Source organism: Rhodococcus sp. NPDC003322 (assembly GCF_053589555.1).
In genome coordinates, this window is record NZ_JBSFSC010000001.1 from 539,129 (window position 1) to 553,409 (window position 14,281).

Sequence of the window (14,281 nt, forward strand, 5' to 3'; positions counted from 1 at the left end):
GATCGCCGGGACGGGCCGCCGGCACCGGCACGGCCGCGGTTAACGTCCACGGCGATCCCACCCGCCACCGACCTCGGGAGCACACGGATGACCCTCGACGATCTGCTCGCCGAACGCGCGATCACCCGCGCCCTGACCTTGATTGCCCGTGCGATGGACGACCGCGCCTGGGAGGCCCTCGACCACCTGGTCCTCCCGGACGCGACCGCGAACCTGGGCACCGGCGAGCTGGATGGACGCGTCGAGATGGTCGCAAGCATCCGGTCGTTCCTGGACGCCTGCGGGCCGACGCAGCACCTGCTCGGCAATGTCGTCGTCGACGTCGACGGGGACACCGCGACCAGCCGCGCGTACGTCTCGGATCTGCACCTCGGAACCGGTGAGCGCGCGGGCGTGACCTTCCAGACCCTCGGCGACTACCACGACACCTGGGTCCGGCGCGGCGACGCGTGGCTGCTGGCCCGCCGCGTCAAACTCTCCCGCGGGCACGTCGGATCCTTCGCCGTCCTCGGCCCCGGCCCCGAGGGCTGGTCACCGCGCGGCTGAGGGCGCCACCCGCGACGCTCCACAGACGGCGGCCTGCTGCGGAGCGGCGAGGTTGAACAGGAGGTTCCCTCCGGGGCCGGACGGCACAGCCAGCGCGTGCCACCCCGACTTCCAGCGGGCGAAGCCGCCGGTGCGCCGCAGCGCGGCCGCGAGTCGACGCGCGTCGTGGTGCCAGCGAACCACCACTTCGTCGGGCCATTCCAGTCGGATCAGACCGTCGGACTGCACCACGGCGAGGACGTCGATCGACCGCTCGTCCTCCCAGCTCTTGCGGGCGTGGATGAAGTGCACCTGGTGACCGGGCCCGTAGCTGGTGCAGCGGTGGTCGACGGCCGGAACGTCGTTGGACGGATGGGGCATGTGAAACTCCCGAGTTCCTCGGGCCTCCCGGAATCCCGGGGGCGCTCGTGCCGGCACCGGTCGGTGTCAGCCACTTCGTCACCCGAGCCACCCGCGAGCGTGGGGTTGGCGGCCGTCCAGTCGGGGCTTGGCGACGGCACTCGTGAAGCGGCCCCAGTGTATGCGACCGGACCCCGGTCAGCGCAAAACGGACGGGATGAGCGGCTCGTCGAGCAGCCGCCGGAACCGTTCGGAGCGGTCCTCGGCGTTCCCGCCGCGGTCGAGCCACGATCCGAGCAGGCGATACCCCTCCACATAGGTGGAGGTGTAGGCCCGCCACAACGGCGACGACAGGAACCGCAGGGACTGCCGGGCCCGTTCCGGGGTGGTGAGGTTCCACGTCTGCAGGAACTGCGCGACGTCGTCGTGCGAACGACCCCGATCGTGCAGCAGCAGCGCCGCGTCCTGCCGCACCCCGAGCAGCTTCGAGGACGCGTTCGACAGCGCCTCCGCACGCTCGCCGTCGAACCGCAGCCCGAGGTCGGCGTAGATCTCCTGCGCCCACTTCCCCCAGCCCTGCCCCTGGGTCACCCCGCCGGCTCCGCTCCCGCGACCGACGATCGCACCGAGCGCGAGGTCCGCGAGCCCCTCCGCCATCAGGCATTGTGGGGTGTTGACCAGGAAGATGGTGTGTTCGATCTGGCCGGCGTCGACCAGGCCGGCTTCCTTGCGGCAGTGCTCGGTGTGGTGTCCCGGGTATGCCTCGTGCGCGATCAGATGCGGCAGATTCGCCATGTGCTGCTTGAGGTCCGAGTTGATCGCGACCTTGGACCGGTAGTTGCCGAGGTAGTAGTTGAAGCCCGACCAGGGCTTGTCGCCGACCACCTCGTACTCGACGCGTTCGGTCTCCGGGAGCGGGTAGCGGGCCCGCACCAGGTCGCGCAGTGCGGACGAGAACGCCTCGACGCAGTCGGCGAGCCGTTCCGGTGGGATCTCGTCGGCCGCACGGTGCGCCTGAAGTCGCTGGGCCAGCGGCTGGTTCCCGTCGCCGGCGAGCACCTCGTCCATCGCCCGGTGCGCGTCCCGGTAGTCCTCGACCGACCCCGGTTCGATCCGCACGTCGAAGTAGGCGTGAACCTCGTCGACGAAGCCGATCTTCTCCCCCGCGAACGTGCGGGCCGAGCATTCGAGTGCGCGCAGATGGACGCCGAGGAACTCAGCGCGATCGGCGGGCAGGTCGACGTTCGGCAGTTCGCCCCGCAGGTGCGCGGCGCGGCGGGCCAGTTCGCGGGGCTCCGGAGGCGGCGCGTTGTCCACCTGACGCCGCAACGCCGGGTCACCGGTGAAGGCGTCGACGAACCCCTCCTCGATGCGATCGAAACCGAGTCCGAGCAGCAGATACTCGCGTACGAAGGTGGCGGCGTCCATACCTGTGAACCCTAGTGTCCGGACCCGGCGCGGCGCTCCGGTGTGGGGACGCGCACAATTCCCCTATGCAGATCGAGGCCGGGACGCGCGCATGGCGAGGGTGAGCGAAAGCAGCCCGTACGTCGAATTCGACCGAAAGCAGTGGCGGACACTGCGCAAGTCGACACCGCTCGTGCTCACGGAGGAAGAGCTCCAGGGCATGCGCGGCCTCGGCGAGCAGATCGACCTCGACGAGGTCGCCGAGGTGTACCTGCCGCTGTCCCGGCTGATCCACCTGCAGGTCGCCGCCCGGCAGCGCCTGTTCGCCGCGACCGCGACGTTCCTCGGCGAGAAGCACCCGGACCGTCAGGTGCCGTTCGTGATCGGGGTGGCCGGGTCGGTCGCGGTCGGCAAGTCCACCACCGCCCGCGTCCTGCAGGCCCTGCTCGCCCGCTGGGACCACCACCCTCGGGTGGACCTGGTGACCACCGACGGGTTCCTCTACCCGACAGCAGAACTGACCCGGCGCGGCATCATGCACCGCAAGGGTTTTCCGGAGAGCTATGACCGACGCAAGTTGCTCCGCTTCGTCACCGAGGTCAAGTCGGGGGCGGAAGAGGTTGCCGCGCCGGTCTATTCGCACCGATCCTACGACGTGGTGCCCGGCCAGTACCACCTGATCCGCCAGCCCGACATCCTGATCCTGGAGGGACTGAACGTCCTGCAGACCGGGCCCCGGCTGATGGTCTCGGACCTGTTCGACTTCTCGATCTACGTCGACGCGAAGGTGGAGGACATCGAGCGCTGGTACATCAAACGGTTCCTGGCGCTGCGCAAGACGGCGTTCGCGGACCCGAACGCCCACTTCCACCACTACTCGAACCTGTCCGACGCACACGCGACGATCGCCGCCGAGGACATCTGGAACTCGATCAACCGGCCGAACCTGGTGGAGAACATCCTGCCGACCCGCCCCCGCGCAACCCTGGTGCTGCGCAAGGACGCCGACCACTCCATCAACCGGCTACGACTGCGGAAGCTCTGACCCGCTTCCGGCCGGCGTCGATCTCCTTCGTCAGGTCACGAACGTAGCGAGCGAAGTCGACCTGAATGGTGTGCCGCGGCGCCTGGTAGTACTGGGCGAGGCTGGCACCCTCGTCGGCCTCGACGATCCGGTTCATCTCGGCGACGGAGGGCAACGCGTATGTGCCGGCGAGGATTCCGGCGACGAGTTTGCTCTGCTGCTCGGCGAGGTTGACGATCGTCGGCGATGCCTGCGCCAGCCCCATGAAGAACAGGTTGTCCACCCCGGGCCGCACGATCCGCTTGAACAGCGGGAAGCGGTGCCGCGCATCGGGTTGCAGCGCCGGATCGTCGAAGAACGGGAAGCTCATCTTGTACCCGGTCGCGCAGATGATCACATCGGCGGGGATCCGGCGTCCGTCGACGAGGCGCACGTGGTCACCGTCGAGGGCCTCGATCGCCGGGACGCAGGTCAGGTCCCCTGAGCCCGCCTTGGCGAGGAAGTCGACGCTGACCGACGGGTGCGCACCGAGCGGCTCGTGGTCGGGCGTGGGCAGGCCGTAGTCCTCCATCCGGCCGAGCGACTTCTTGATCTTCCTGCGCGCGATGGACAGTCCGAGCTTGCGCGGCATCCACGGCGGCATCATCATCTTGTCCGCCGGCTTGCCCTCGCGGTACTTGCTCAGCACCCACACCCCGCGGCGGGCCGAGACCCAGACGTGCTCGGCGATCGAACGATGCGAAAGTTCGGACGCGATGTCCAGTGCCGAATTCCCCAGTCCGACGACGACGACCTTCTTGCCGCGCATGTCCACGGGGTCGAACGGGCTCCGGTACTGGTGACTGTGCATGATCGTCCCGGCGAACCGACCGGGGTAGTCCGGCATCCGCGGGTCCCAATGGTGACCGTTGGCCACGACGAGCGCCTCGTAGGACCGGCTCTCACCGTTGTCGAGGGTGACCGTCCAGGTGCCGTCCGCCTGCCTGCGGGCCGACTCGACCCGGGTGTTGAACGTGATGGTCTCACGCAGACCGAAATAGTCGACGTAGTCCCGGAAGTAGCCGTGCATCAGCGTGTGGTGCGGGAAGTGCGGCCAGTCCTCGGGGACCGGGAAGTCCTCGAACTGAAGTCGGGTGGAGGACGTGTCGATGTGCAGGCTCTCGTAGCAGGCCGAGCGGCCCGTGGGATTCCGGTAGTACCAGTTGCCACCGACCTCGTCCGACTCCTCGAAGCAGTCGTAGGAGATGCCGTGGTCCTTGAGCCGTTTGGCCGTGGTGAAGCCGGAGCAGCCGGCACCGATGATGCACACCCTGGGCATTGCCGCCATGAATTCCCTCCCTGGAACCCCGTGCCGTTCGTGAACCTGCGACGATCAGGACCGGTGACACCCGAGGGCCTGTGATCTGCGCCATACAAGCCCACTCGCTGACGTGCTGTCAAGCGAAACCGGGAAACTCGCCTTGCCCGATGGAGTTCGGAGGATCCGATGAACGAGACGAAGGGCGGTCGCCGGCCGACGCGGCGGGACGAGCAACGACTGCGGACGCGGGCCGCCCTGCTCACCCACGCCCACGCCCTGTTCACCGAACACGGCTACGCCGCGGTGAAGGTCGACGACATCGCGTCCGCCGCGGGGTGCAGCCGAGCCACGTTCTACCTGCACTTCACCAGCAAGGCGGACGCGCTGAGGACGGTCGGGGTGCAGGCGCGGGCCCCGCGCCCGGAGACCGTGTACGAGGACCTCGACGACGTGCTCGCGACGGGCTCGCGCGCCGAGTTCACCGCGTGGCTCGAGCGCGCACTCGACTGGTTCGACGCCCACCGCGCGATCCTGCCCGCCTGGGACGAAGCGATCGCACTCGAACCCGACCTCCGGGAGATCGCCCGGGACGCCTATCGCGCGCTACCCGACGCCATGCCGTCGTACCTGTCCCGATGGCCCGAGCCGCTGCGCGACGAGGCACGGCTGCGGATCGAGCTGCTCGTGGCGCAACTGGAGCGGTTCTTCACCCGATGGGCCGTGCACGGCACCCTCGACTTTCCGCGAGATCAGGCCGCAGCGGTGCTGACGGACATCTGGTTCCCCGCGCTCACGCCCCGAATCGACGATGCCTTGCCGCATAGTCCCGGAGCGCGCGAAGGAAGTCGACCCGACGGAACTCGGGCCAGTACGCCTCGGTGAACCAGATCTCCGAGTAGGCGCTCTGCCACAGCAGGAAGCCGGACAGTCGCTGTTCACCCGAGGTGCGGATCACCAGATCCGGGTCCGGCTGACCGGAGGTGTAGAGGTGTCCGTCGATGCCCTCGACGGTGATCGCGTCGACCAGCTCGGCACCGTCGAGCCCCTCGGCCTGCTTCTGCCGCACCAGGGACCGGACCGCGTCGGTGATCTCCTGCCTGCCGCCGTAGCCGACCGCGACGTTCACGTGGGTACCCGTTCGGCCCGTGGTCCGGTCGGCGGCTTCACGCAAACGGCGGGCCGAGTCCTCGGGCAGCAGGTCGAGGGTGCCGACGATCTTGACGGACCAGTTCTGGTCGGGACCGGAGATCTCCTCGACGACATCGGTGATGATCTCGATCAGGGTGTCGAGCTCCTCCGGGTCGCGGCGCAGGTTCTCGGTCGAGAGCAGGTAGATGGTGGCCATCTCGATCCCCGCCTCGCCGCACCAGCGCAGCAGGTCGGCGATCTTGAGTGCACCCATGCGGTGGCCGTGCGCGACATCGGTGAAGCCGTTCTCCCGCGCCCACCGGCGATTGCCGTCGCACATGACGGCGACGTGCCGAGGTCGCTGCATCCCGTCGAGCTGCCGTGCCAGGCGACGCTCGTAGATGCTGTACAGCAGGTTCGAGACCATCACCTGGACATCACCACCGTCTCCTCCGCCGAGTTCCCGAGCAGCCCGCCTTCTCCGCCGAGTTCCCGAGCAGCACGGGAGGCCACATTACGCCGGGCCGGCGAGCCGTCGTCGGGCACCGGTGCCCCTCGCGCCGTAACCGCGGTCTCATTGCGGTCGCGGCGGCACTCGACAGGCGTACAGTGACCGGAAAATCCCTAACCTACGGTTCCGTAGGTTAGGTTCCGTCGACACCGGGAGCACCGCATGACCGTGCTGGACCACCCGCTCGCACCAGTCAAACCCCGACTGCGTGGCTGGATCCACCTCTGGGCGTTCGCGGTGGCCGTCGTCGCCGGTGCGGTCCTGGTGGCGTGCGCGGCGACCGTGTCCCCCCGAGCCGCCCTTGCGACGGCGATCTACGCGGTGACGGTGTGCGGGGTGTTCGGCGTCAGCGCCGCGTATCACCGCGTGCACTGGTCGACGGTTCGGGCGCGGACCTGGATGAAGCGGGCCGACCACTCGATGATCTTCCTGTTCATCGCAGGCAGTTACACGCCGTTCGCGTTGCTCGCCCTGCCCGCCGACTCCGGCAGACCCCTACTGGCCGTGGTGTGGGTGGGGGCGCTCGCCGGGGTCGCCCTGAAGATGTTGTGGCCCACCGCTCCCCGCTGGGTGGGCGTACCGCTGTACCTGGTGCTGGGCTGGGCGATCGTCCCGGTCGCGGGAGACCTGGTGCGCCAGGTGGGGTGGGCGCCGCTGGTGCTGCTCGCGGTGGGCGGCGTGCTGTACAGCGTCGGCGCGATCCTCTACGCCACGAGGTGGCCGGATCCGTGGCCCGCGACCTTCGGTCACCACGAGTTCTTCCACGCGGGCACGGTGGTCGCCGCACTGTGCCACTACATCGCGGTGTGGCTGGTGGTGTACGCCTGACCGCGACCGGTTCAGCCGGTCCGGGCAATGAGCGTCCGGAGGTGGGCGGTGAACTCCTCCCCCGACACCGGCAGTGCCTCGACCTCGTCGCCGCCGCGCACGAGATAGCGTCCGTCCGCGAAGTCGATCCAGTGCACGACACTGCCGTCCTCGGTGGGCCGCCAGTCCACCGCCGGGCCGGGGTGGACGCCGATTTCACCGACACCGGTGCGCGGCCGAGCGAAGAAGGTCCGCAGGTTCTCCTCCCGGTCCCGACCACCGACCTGGCGCAGCAGCGATCCCGCGGCCGGCGACGCCCCCGCCCGCCGGGGCGTCACGCCCCGACCCGACCCGCGAGCGGTCGCGGGTACAGCCGCGACGACGGCCTCGGCGACCCTCGCTGCCGGCCCTGACGAGACCAACACTTCCCCGCCGCAGTCGAGGTCGGTTCCCGGCAACTGCTGGGCCACGACTCCCACTTCGCCGCCGATCCCTGCATGGAGGCGAGTCACCGACGCGAGCGCGGCGCCATGGAAGCCGCACACCTCGACCCGCACGGTCGGGGCGAGCAGCACCGACAGCGCCGCGTGGAGTTCCTCGTCGAGCAGCGTGCGGATTCTCCGGGCCGCGTCGCGGCGGGCACGATCGTGCGCGGCCACGGTGACGGCGTCACCACGGAACTGCATCGGATAGGGCAGCCGATCCCGCCCGTGCAGTCGCCACAGCAGATCGAACTCCAGTGCGGTGAACCGCCACCGGCCGGCGATCGCCGCGGTCGTGCGCCGACCCGAATCGGACACTGCCACTGTCAACCCCTCTGATTTCTCGAAGCCCGGACCACGCCTTCGCCAACGACGAACAGTCCACTCACACCACTCAGACGCAGGGCGGGCGCTATCGGTTCCACGATTGCAACGACAAGGCGACGCTCCAGAGCCGCGTGGGGGCGCCCCGAACGCCGTGGCATCGACACCGCGAACACGCTGAACCCTTTGCCTGCCACGGGTTTCGCACGCCGTTCGCTCATTCGCGGCTACCCTGGCGCTGTCCGGGAGTCCGAAGGGAGCACTTGTGACATCGTTTCGCCGACAGCCGGCACCTGCACGCCTGGCACCGCAGGACGCCGAGTACTACTACAACGAATTCGAACGGCACCGCTCGAATGTCGTCGCGATCTACCTGTTCGACTCCACCGCGGACACCGCTGTCGGCACGGCCGAGGTGACCGCCTGGATGCGCGAGCGACTCGGGCAGGCCCGCATGTTCACCCACCGAATCCGCCGCGTCCCGTTGGACCTCGACCTGCCCCGCTGGGAGCGAGATCCGGGCGTGGACGCGAGTCGGCACGTGACCGTCGAACCGATCGACGGCCCGGGGTGGGAGCCGGTGCGGCGCAGGATCTCCCACATCGTGGGTTCGCCGCTCGACCTGACGCGGCCACCGTGGGAACTGCACGTGATCACGGGGATCACCGATATCGACGACTCCCCCGACCGAATGACCGCGGTGGTGCTCAAGTTCCATCACAGCGCCGGCGACGGCATCGCCACGCGCGACCTCGGCCTGCGCCTGTTCGGGCCCGCTCCGGAGGCCACTCGGCCTCCGCCCCCGGCCGGCGCCGGCAGCGACGTGACCGAATTCGCCCGGGCCGCGGCCACCCTGCCCGGACAACTCATCCGGTTCGGGCGAGGTCTCGGCGACACCAGCGCGGCCGCGCGCCGGGTGCGCGAACTGTCCGCCGCCGGCGAGATCGTCGAACCACTCGCATCCAGGCCCGCGTGCCGATTCAACGGCAGGATCACCCCCGACCCCACCTTCGACCACGTGCGGCTGCCGCGCCGGGCGATCGATGCCGTGCGCGCCGAAACGCCCGGCGCGACGGTCAATGATGTCCTGCTCGCCACGGTGTCGGGGGCACTCGCGGGCTACCTGGCCGAGGTCGGCGAATCCCCTGCCGGATCGCTCGCGGCGATGGTCCCGATGTCGCTGCGCGGGACGGCGGCCGGAGCCGGGGCCGACACCGACGGACCCCGGGCCACCCACCTGGCGCTGATGTCGGTGGACTTGCACACCGGCACAGCCGATCCGCTCACCCGCCTGCACGCCATCATGACCTCCGCGCGCAACGAGAAGGCCCGACACGGCAACGAGCATGTCCGTCGAGCGTCCCGGCGGATCGAGAGCAGCCCGGCCTGGCTGCTCAGATTGGCCGGGCATGCGCGCCGCATCGCGCCGAGTTCCGGCGCGACGGTGGCGCTGCACAACACGATGGTGAGCAACGTGCCGTGGGCGGGCACCGACCTGACCTTCCTCGGCGAGCCCCTCGTACGGATCCTCGGCGTTCTCGGCGTCGTCGACGGCTCCGGGTTGCGTCACCTGGCCGTGACCTCGGACCCGGGTGCCGTCGACCTCACCTTCACCACCGACACCGCGATGATGGCCGACACGCGGCCGTACAAGCGCCTGCTCACGACCTCGCTGAACGACCTGGTCAGAGCGTCGATCGTGTGATCGACACGACACGCCGAAAATATTTACGTTGCTGGTCTTTACGTTGTATACGGAGAGTTGTTACCGTGCCGTTGTTACGAAAACAAACCGGTCGTAACGATCCATACGGTGCGTGAGCCCGTGGATTGCGAGATTGCGCACCGCCGTCCGAAGGTTCGACTCGAGGAGGCACACGTGGGTTCTCTTTCCGACATCATCATTGCCATCATTCCCGGACTGGGATCGATGATCGCAGCCGACGGGCTGTCCGAAGTATTCCTGGGATCGGTCGAGGGCAGCATCGGCACGCCGCCCGCGTAACCTGACCGGACGTCGCAATCACCGCTCGCGGCAAAATAATTCATCTGTTTCGCAACGTGTTCACACGAGGGCGGCAGAAGGCTTCCCTCGCTCAAATTCGAGGAGCAGCATGGGATCGATCAGCGATGTTCTCGGCCCCCTGGTCACCAGCGTCAACGACTCGGGGATGAAGGTCATCAACGCGCTCATCTCACTGAGTGGCGGCACCCCCGGCGCGGGCAAGTAGCACGAGGTCCGGCGCGGACCCGCGCTCCCCTCCGCGCGGGTCCGCGCCCCGCCCCATTCCCGCGGCCGACCGGCCGCGACGATTCGACAGCCAGCGAAGGATCGCCGTTGAGCGCCTCGTCCCGCCTGCGCATCGCTCTCGTAGCCGTGTCGACTCTGACCGCCGTCACCGTCGCCGTCGCACCGACATCGAACGCGCTTCAGAAACAACAGGATTCATCCGACATCGCTGCAGCCGACAAGCGGCGCGCGACCATCGAGGTGTACTCGCCCGCGATGGACCGGACCATCCCGCTGGAGATCCTGCGGCCGGCAGACACAACCACCCCGGCGCCGACGCTGTACCTGCTCAACGGGGCCGGCGGCGGCGAGGACGGCGCCTCGTGGGACGTGCAGACCGACGTCGCGGAGTTCTTCGCCGACAAGCACGTCAACGTGGTCACGCCCATGGAGGGCGCGTTCAGCTATTACACCGACTGGCGGCTGCCGGACCCCGGGCTCGCGAAGACGAGCGGCAACAACGGCCGGAACATGTGGACCACCTTCCTGACCCGGGAACTACCAGCGGTGATCGATGCGCGTCTCGGCACCACCGGCGTGAATGCCCTTGCAGGACTGTCGATGGCAGGTACGTCGGTACTCGACCTGGCGATACAGGCACCGTCCCTGTACAGCGCCGTCGCCTCGTACAGCGGGTGCGCGATGACGAGCGAGACCCCGGGCAGGCAGTTCGTGACGATGGTCGTCGGCGCCGGAACCGGGGACGCGGACAACATGTGGGGCCCGCCGGGCGACCCCGAGTGGGCGGCACACGACCCGTATCTCAATGCCGCTGCCCTTCCGCCGATTCCGATCTACGTCGCGAGCGGCAACGGCCTGCCCGGACATCACGATTCCCTGGCCAACCCGCGCCTGAAGGGAAATGCGATCACCCTCGGCAGCCAGTTCGTCCTCGGCGGAGCCATCGAGGCCGCGACGAACTACTGCACGCACCGACTCGCCGACCGCACGCGCGAACTCGGCATGACCAATGTGGTGTTCGACTTCCGCCCCAACGGCACCCACTCGTGGGGGTACTGGGAGGACGACCTGCACAAGTCGTGGCCACTGCTCGGCGGCGCGCTCGGGGTCGCAGGGTGATGCGGCGATCGTTCCCCGGCGGCGTGATCGCTGCGCTGCTGACGGCAACCGGCCTGACCTTCGCCGTCCCGCCCGCCGCGACGGCGCAGACGGTGGTACCCGACTACGTCCCGGTGTCGCCCGAGGCCACCGCCGCGATCGCGTCGGTCTCCGAACTCGACGACCGATTGGTGCTTCTCCAGGTCGACTCGCCTGCGATGCAACGCCAGGTCCCGGTGAAGGTCCTGCGCGCGGCCGACGGGAGCCGCCCACACGGCGCGTATCTCCTGCTCGACGGCAACTCCGGACAGGTCACGGACACCAACTGGCTCGACCCCGAGCGTGGCAACGCGCGGGAGTTCTTCGCGGACAAGGACGTCGACGTAGTCCTCCCGATCGGCGGGACCGGGACCAACTACACCGACTGGGAACAGGACCATCCGACGTTCGGGCGGACCCGGTGGGAGACCTTCCTCGGCGAGGAGCTGCCCTCGCTGATCGAGGCCGAGTTCGGCACCAACGGCCGGATCGCCGTGGGCGGCATCTCGTCCGGCGCGACCGGCGCGGTGCTGCTCGCGGAACGGTTTCCCCACGTGTTCTCCGGCGCTGCCGGCTACAGCGGCTGCTACCTGACCGACGGCCCCGTCGGGAAGGCGGTCACGGATCTGGTGGTCATCAACGGCGGTGCCCGCTCCGAGCAGATGTGGGGACCCCAGTTCGGGGACACCTGGAAGGCGCACGACCCGATCGCCGGTGCCGGCGCCCTCGCGGGCAAGCCCGTCTACCTCTCGTCCGGATCCGGCCTGCCGGGCCCCCACGACGATCCGGCCGCGCCGGGATTCGCGCGGACCGTTGTTGTCGGCGGCGGCCTGGAACTGGGGTCGAGACTGTGCACCGACCAGCTCGAACACGCGTTGCGCGCGGCCGGTGCCACGGTCACCCGAAGCTCCACCCCGGTCGGCACCCATTCCTGGCCGTACTGGCGTGACGAGCTGGCCAGGTCCTGGCCGACGGTCCAGGCCGCCACTTCCTAGCGATTCAGTGCCTCGATCAGGTCGTCGACAACGGTGACGGGCCGGTCGCAGACGAACCCACGGCACACATAGGCGGCATCCGCACCGTCGACGCGGGGACGGTCGACGAGCAGGGGCACCGAGTCCGGGCCTCCGCCGACGACGACCGCGCCACCCGGTGCGTGCCGGCGGGCCGCGTCCAGCAGAGCACCGTCGATCGGGGCCGCCCCGCCGTCCGTCGAGACCGCCACCTGAACGGGTCCCCGCACGGCCGCCTCGGCGACCGCGAGCCAGTGCCCGGCCGACCGCGCGGCCCGCTGGAGCAGGAGGACACCACGGTCGAGCGTGGCGGAAGCCGCGACGGCGTACCGCTCGGCCTGTTCCGGTTGTGAGAGCGCCGCCGCGGTAAGCAGCGCCTCCGCCATGGACGAGGCACCCGACGGCGTGGCACCGTCGACCGGGTCGCGGGGCCGCGAGATCAGGGCCTCGGCGTCGTCGGCGGTGTCGAACCAGCAGCCCGGCTCGTCCGGGTCGGCGAAGTGGTCGAGCGCGATGTCGAGCAGTTGCTGTGCGCGGGTGAGCCACTCGAGTTCACCGGTCGCCTGGTGCAGGCTCAGCAGCCCCGTCGCGAACGCGGCGTGATCGTCGAGGACCGCGGCGGCATCCCCGATCACGCCACCCAGGGACGCGCGGCGCAGCCGGCCGTCGACGAGGTGCTCGTCGATCAGCACCCGGGCACACCGCGCGGCGGCGTCCACCCACTCCGCCCTGCCCAGCCCCGCACCGGCCTCGGCCAGGGCGGTGATCGCCAGCCCGTTCCACGCGGTGACCACCTTGTCGTCCCGCGCGGGCTGCGGCCGACCCGCGCGGACCTCGAAGAGCGTGCGACGCAGCCTGTTCCACCGCGTCCAGTCGTCCGGGTCCTCCGGCAACTGCAGCACCGAGGTGCCCGCCTCGAAGGTGCCGGCCGAACTGACCGCGAGCAGCCCGACCGCCCACACCCCGTCCTCGAACCCGAGCGCCTCGATCAGCTGTTCGGCGGTCCAGGCGTAGGTCAGCCCCTCGACCCCGTCGGTGTCGGCGTCGAGGGCGGATGCGAAGCAACCCGAGTCGGTGCGCAGGTCGCGCAATAGAAATTCCGCGGTCTGCTCGGCCACCCGCAACGCCAGCGGCCATCCGGTGCGCCTGGCCAGGTGCGCGTACACCCGCAGCAGCTGGGCATTGTCGTAGAGCATCTTCTCGAAGTGCGGCACCACCCACTCGGCGTCGACGGAGTACCGCGCGAACCCGCCACCGAGTTGGTCGTGGATGCCGCCGCGGGCCATCGCCTCCGCGGTGCGCGTCACCGATTCGAGCACGAGGGCCGACCCGGTGCGCTCGTGACTGCGCAGCAACCCCTCCAACAGCGCGGACGGCGGGAACTTCGGGGCCCCGCCGAAGCCGCCGCGCTCGACGTCCTCGTCGGCGCGGACCGCGGCCACCGCCCGGTCCAGCAGTGCCGCGTCCAGCGGCCCCGCGCCGGCCGGGAGCGCGCCACCGGAGCCGCGCAGCTCCGCAGTGATCGACGCGGCGGCGCGCTGCACGTCCTCGCGGCGGGTGCGCCAGGTGTCGGCGATCGCCTCCAGCAGCTGTGTGAACGAGGGCATGCCCCCGCGGGGGGTGCGGGGGTAGTAGGTGCCGCAGTAGAACGGCTCGGTGTCCGGGGTCAGGAAACAGGTCATCGGCCAGCCGCCCTGACCGGTCATCGCGACGGTGGCGTTCATGTAGATCGCGTCCAGGTCGGGCCGTTCCTCGCGGTCCACCTTGATGCACACGAAATGCTCGTTCATCAGCGCGGCGGTCGCCTCGTCCTCGAACGACTCGTGCGCCATCACGTGGCACCAGTGGCACGCCGCGTAGCCGACCGACAGCAACACCGGCACGTCGCGTTCCCGCGCCCATGCCAGCGCCTCGGGTCCCCACTGCTGCCAGTGCACCGGATTGTCGGCGTGCTGACGCAGGTACGGGCTCGTCGCGCCGCCGAGGGTGTTCCTGGACCGCGTCACAGCCGG

General features: G+C 69.6%; 14 protein-coding genes and 1 riboswitch. Of the genes, 8 read left to right on the top strand and 6 right to left on the bottom strand.

What is annotated here, in order from left to right; all coding sequences use genetic code 11:
• Positions 1–87: 87 nt before the first annotated feature.
• Positions 88–546, top strand: coding sequence for a nuclear transport factor 2 family protein (locus tag ACWDUM_RS02495; RefSeq protein ID WP_450132761.1), 459 nt, complete (start codon positions 88–90; stop codon positions 544–546).
• Here the strand turns inward: ACWDUM_RS02495 and ACWDUM_RS02500 are convergent.
• Positions 532–906: a hypothetical protein gene (locus ACWDUM_RS02500; RefSeq protein ID WP_450115825.1), complete on the bottom strand. Its 375-nt coding sequence runs from the start codon at positions 904–906 to the stop codon at positions 532–534. The genes ACWDUM_RS02495 and ACWDUM_RS02500 overlap by 15 nt on opposite strands.
• A 38-nt stretch (positions 907–944) precedes the next feature.
• Positions 945–1,054, bottom strand: a riboswitch (SAM riboswitch).
• A 29-nt stretch (positions 1,055–1,083) separates the two neighbouring features.
• Positions 1,084–2,313: a DUF885 domain-containing protein gene (locus ACWDUM_RS02505; protein ID WP_450132762.1), complete on the bottom strand. Its 1,230-nt coding sequence runs from the start codon at positions 2,311–2,313 to the stop codon at positions 1,084–1,086.
• Between the two features lie 91 nt (positions 2,314–2,404).
• On the opposite strand from ACWDUM_RS02505, the gene coaA reads away from it, so the two are divergent.
• On the top strand, positions 2,405–3,337 hold the full coding sequence (gene coaA / locus ACWDUM_RS02510; protein ID WP_450115823.1) for a type I pantothenate kinase: 933 nt from the start codon (positions 2,405–2,407) through the stop codon (positions 3,335–3,337).
• On the opposite strand, the gene ACWDUM_RS02515 is transcribed toward coaA, so the two are convergent.
• Positions 3,309–4,643 carry a flavin-containing monooxygenase gene (locus ACWDUM_RS02515; RefSeq protein WP_450132763.1) on the bottom strand — a complete coding sequence of 445 codons (1,335 nt, stop codon included), beginning with the start codon at positions 4,641–4,643 and terminating at the stop codon, positions 3,309–3,311. The two genes, coaA and ACWDUM_RS02515, sit on opposite strands and share 29 nt — an antisense overlap.
• A 159-nt stretch (positions 4,644–4,802) precedes the next feature.
• On the opposite strand from ACWDUM_RS02515, the gene ACWDUM_RS02520 reads away from it, so the two are divergent.
• Positions 4,803–5,498 carry a TetR/AcrR family transcriptional regulator gene (locus tag ACWDUM_RS02520; RefSeq protein WP_450132764.1) on the top strand — a complete coding sequence of 232 codons (696 nt, stop codon included), beginning with the start codon at positions 4,803–4,805 and terminating at the stop codon, positions 5,496–5,498.
• Here the strand turns inward: ACWDUM_RS02520 and ACWDUM_RS02525 are convergent.
• A complete protein-coding gene (locus ACWDUM_RS02525; RefSeq protein ID WP_450115859.1) occupies positions 5,407–6,171 on the bottom strand; it encodes an isoprenyl transferase in 765 nt (254 codons plus the stop codon). The two genes, ACWDUM_RS02520 and ACWDUM_RS02525, sit on opposite strands and share 92 nt — an antisense overlap.
• Before the next feature lie 246 nt (positions 6,172–6,417).
• On the opposite strand from ACWDUM_RS02525, the gene trhA reads away from it, so the two are divergent.
• Positions 6,418–7,083 (top strand): PAQR family membrane homeostasis protein TrhA, encoded by a 666-nt coding sequence (gene trhA / locus ACWDUM_RS02530; protein WP_450115820.1) that lies wholly within the window; start codon positions 6,418–6,420, stop codon positions 7,081–7,083.
• Positions 7,084–7,094: 11 nt separating this feature from the next.
• Here trhA and ACWDUM_RS02535 read toward each other — a convergent pair whose 3' ends face one another.
• A complete protein-coding gene (locus ACWDUM_RS02535) occupies positions 7,095–7,868 on the bottom strand; it encodes an ESX secretion-associated protein EspG (RefSeq protein ID WP_450132765.1) in 774 nt (257 codons plus the stop codon).
• Positions 7,869–8,133: 265 nt separating this feature from the next.
• Here ACWDUM_RS02535 and ACWDUM_RS02540 point away from each other — a divergent pair, with 265 nt between their 5' ends.
• The 4 genes from ACWDUM_RS02540 (at position 8,134) to ACWDUM_RS02555 (ending at position 12,251) form a co-directional block, all read left to right on the top strand.
• Positions 8,134–9,573 (top strand): wax ester/triacylglycerol synthase domain-containing protein, encoded by a 1,440-nt coding sequence (locus ACWDUM_RS02540; RefSeq protein WP_450132766.1) that lies wholly within the window; start codon positions 8,134–8,136, stop codon positions 9,571–9,573.
• Between the two features lie 174 nt (positions 9,574–9,747).
• Entirely contained in the window at positions 9,748–9,873 is a 126-nt protein-coding gene (locus tag ACWDUM_RS02545) for a hypothetical protein (RefSeq protein ID WP_450132767.1), read from the top strand.
• 333 nt (positions 9,874–10,206) lie between these two features.
• Positions 10,207–11,238 carry an alpha/beta hydrolase gene (locus ACWDUM_RS02550; protein WP_450132768.1) on the top strand — a complete coding sequence of 344 codons (1,032 nt, stop codon included), beginning with the start codon at positions 10,207–10,209 and terminating at the stop codon, positions 11,236–11,238.
• Positions 11,238–12,251, top strand: coding sequence for an alpha/beta hydrolase (locus tag ACWDUM_RS02555; RefSeq protein WP_450114158.1), 1,014 nt, complete (start codon positions 11,238–11,240; stop codon positions 12,249–12,251). The genes ACWDUM_RS02550 and ACWDUM_RS02555 overlap by 1 nt, the downstream gene beginning before the upstream one ends.
• Here the strand turns inward: ACWDUM_RS02555 and ACWDUM_RS02560 are convergent.
• Positions 12,248–14,275 (bottom strand): thioredoxin domain-containing protein, encoded by a 2,028-nt coding sequence (locus tag ACWDUM_RS02560; RefSeq protein ID WP_450132769.1) that lies wholly within the window; start codon positions 14,273–14,275, stop codon positions 12,248–12,250. The two genes, ACWDUM_RS02555 and ACWDUM_RS02560, sit on opposite strands and share 4 nt — an antisense overlap.
• Between the last annotated feature and the right edge of the window lie 6 nt (positions 14,276–14,281).

Bases quoted from the DNA above. Each gene is read 5' to 3' on its own strand.
- ACWDUM_RS02520 (WP_450132764.1), top strand. From the start codon at position 4,803: ATGAACGAGACGAAGGGCGGTCGCCGGCCGACGCGGCGGGACGAGCAA.
- coaA (WP_450115823.1), top strand. From the start codon at position 2,405: ATGGCGAGGGTGAGCGAAAGCAGCCCGTACGTCGAATTCGACCGAAAG.
- ACWDUM_RS02500 (WP_450115825.1), bottom strand. From the start codon at position 906: ATGCCCCATCCGTCCAACGACGTTCCGGCCGTCGACCACCGCTGCACC.
- trhA (WP_450115820.1), top strand. From the start codon at position 6,418: ATGACCGTGCTGGACCACCCGCTCGCACCAGTCAAACCCCGACTGCGT.
- ACWDUM_RS02555 (WP_450114158.1), top strand. From the start codon at position 11,238: ATGCGGCGATCGTTCCCCGGCGGCGTGATCGCTGCGCTGCTGACGGCA.
- ACWDUM_RS02495 (WP_450132761.1), top strand. From the start codon at position 88: ATGACCCTCGACGATCTGCTCGCCGAACGCGCGATCACCCGCGCCCTG.
- ACWDUM_RS02505 (WP_450132762.1), bottom strand. From the start codon at position 2,313: ATGGACGCCGCCACCTTCGTACGCGAGTATCTGCTGCTCGGACTCGGT.
- ACWDUM_RS02525 (WP_450115859.1), bottom strand. From the start codon at position 6,171: ATGGTCTCGAACCTGCTGTACAGCATCTACGAGCGTCGCCTGGCACGG.
- ACWDUM_RS02515 (WP_450132763.1), bottom strand. From the start codon at position 4,643: ATGGCGGCAATGCCCAGGGTGTGCATCATCGGTGCCGGCTGCTCCGGC.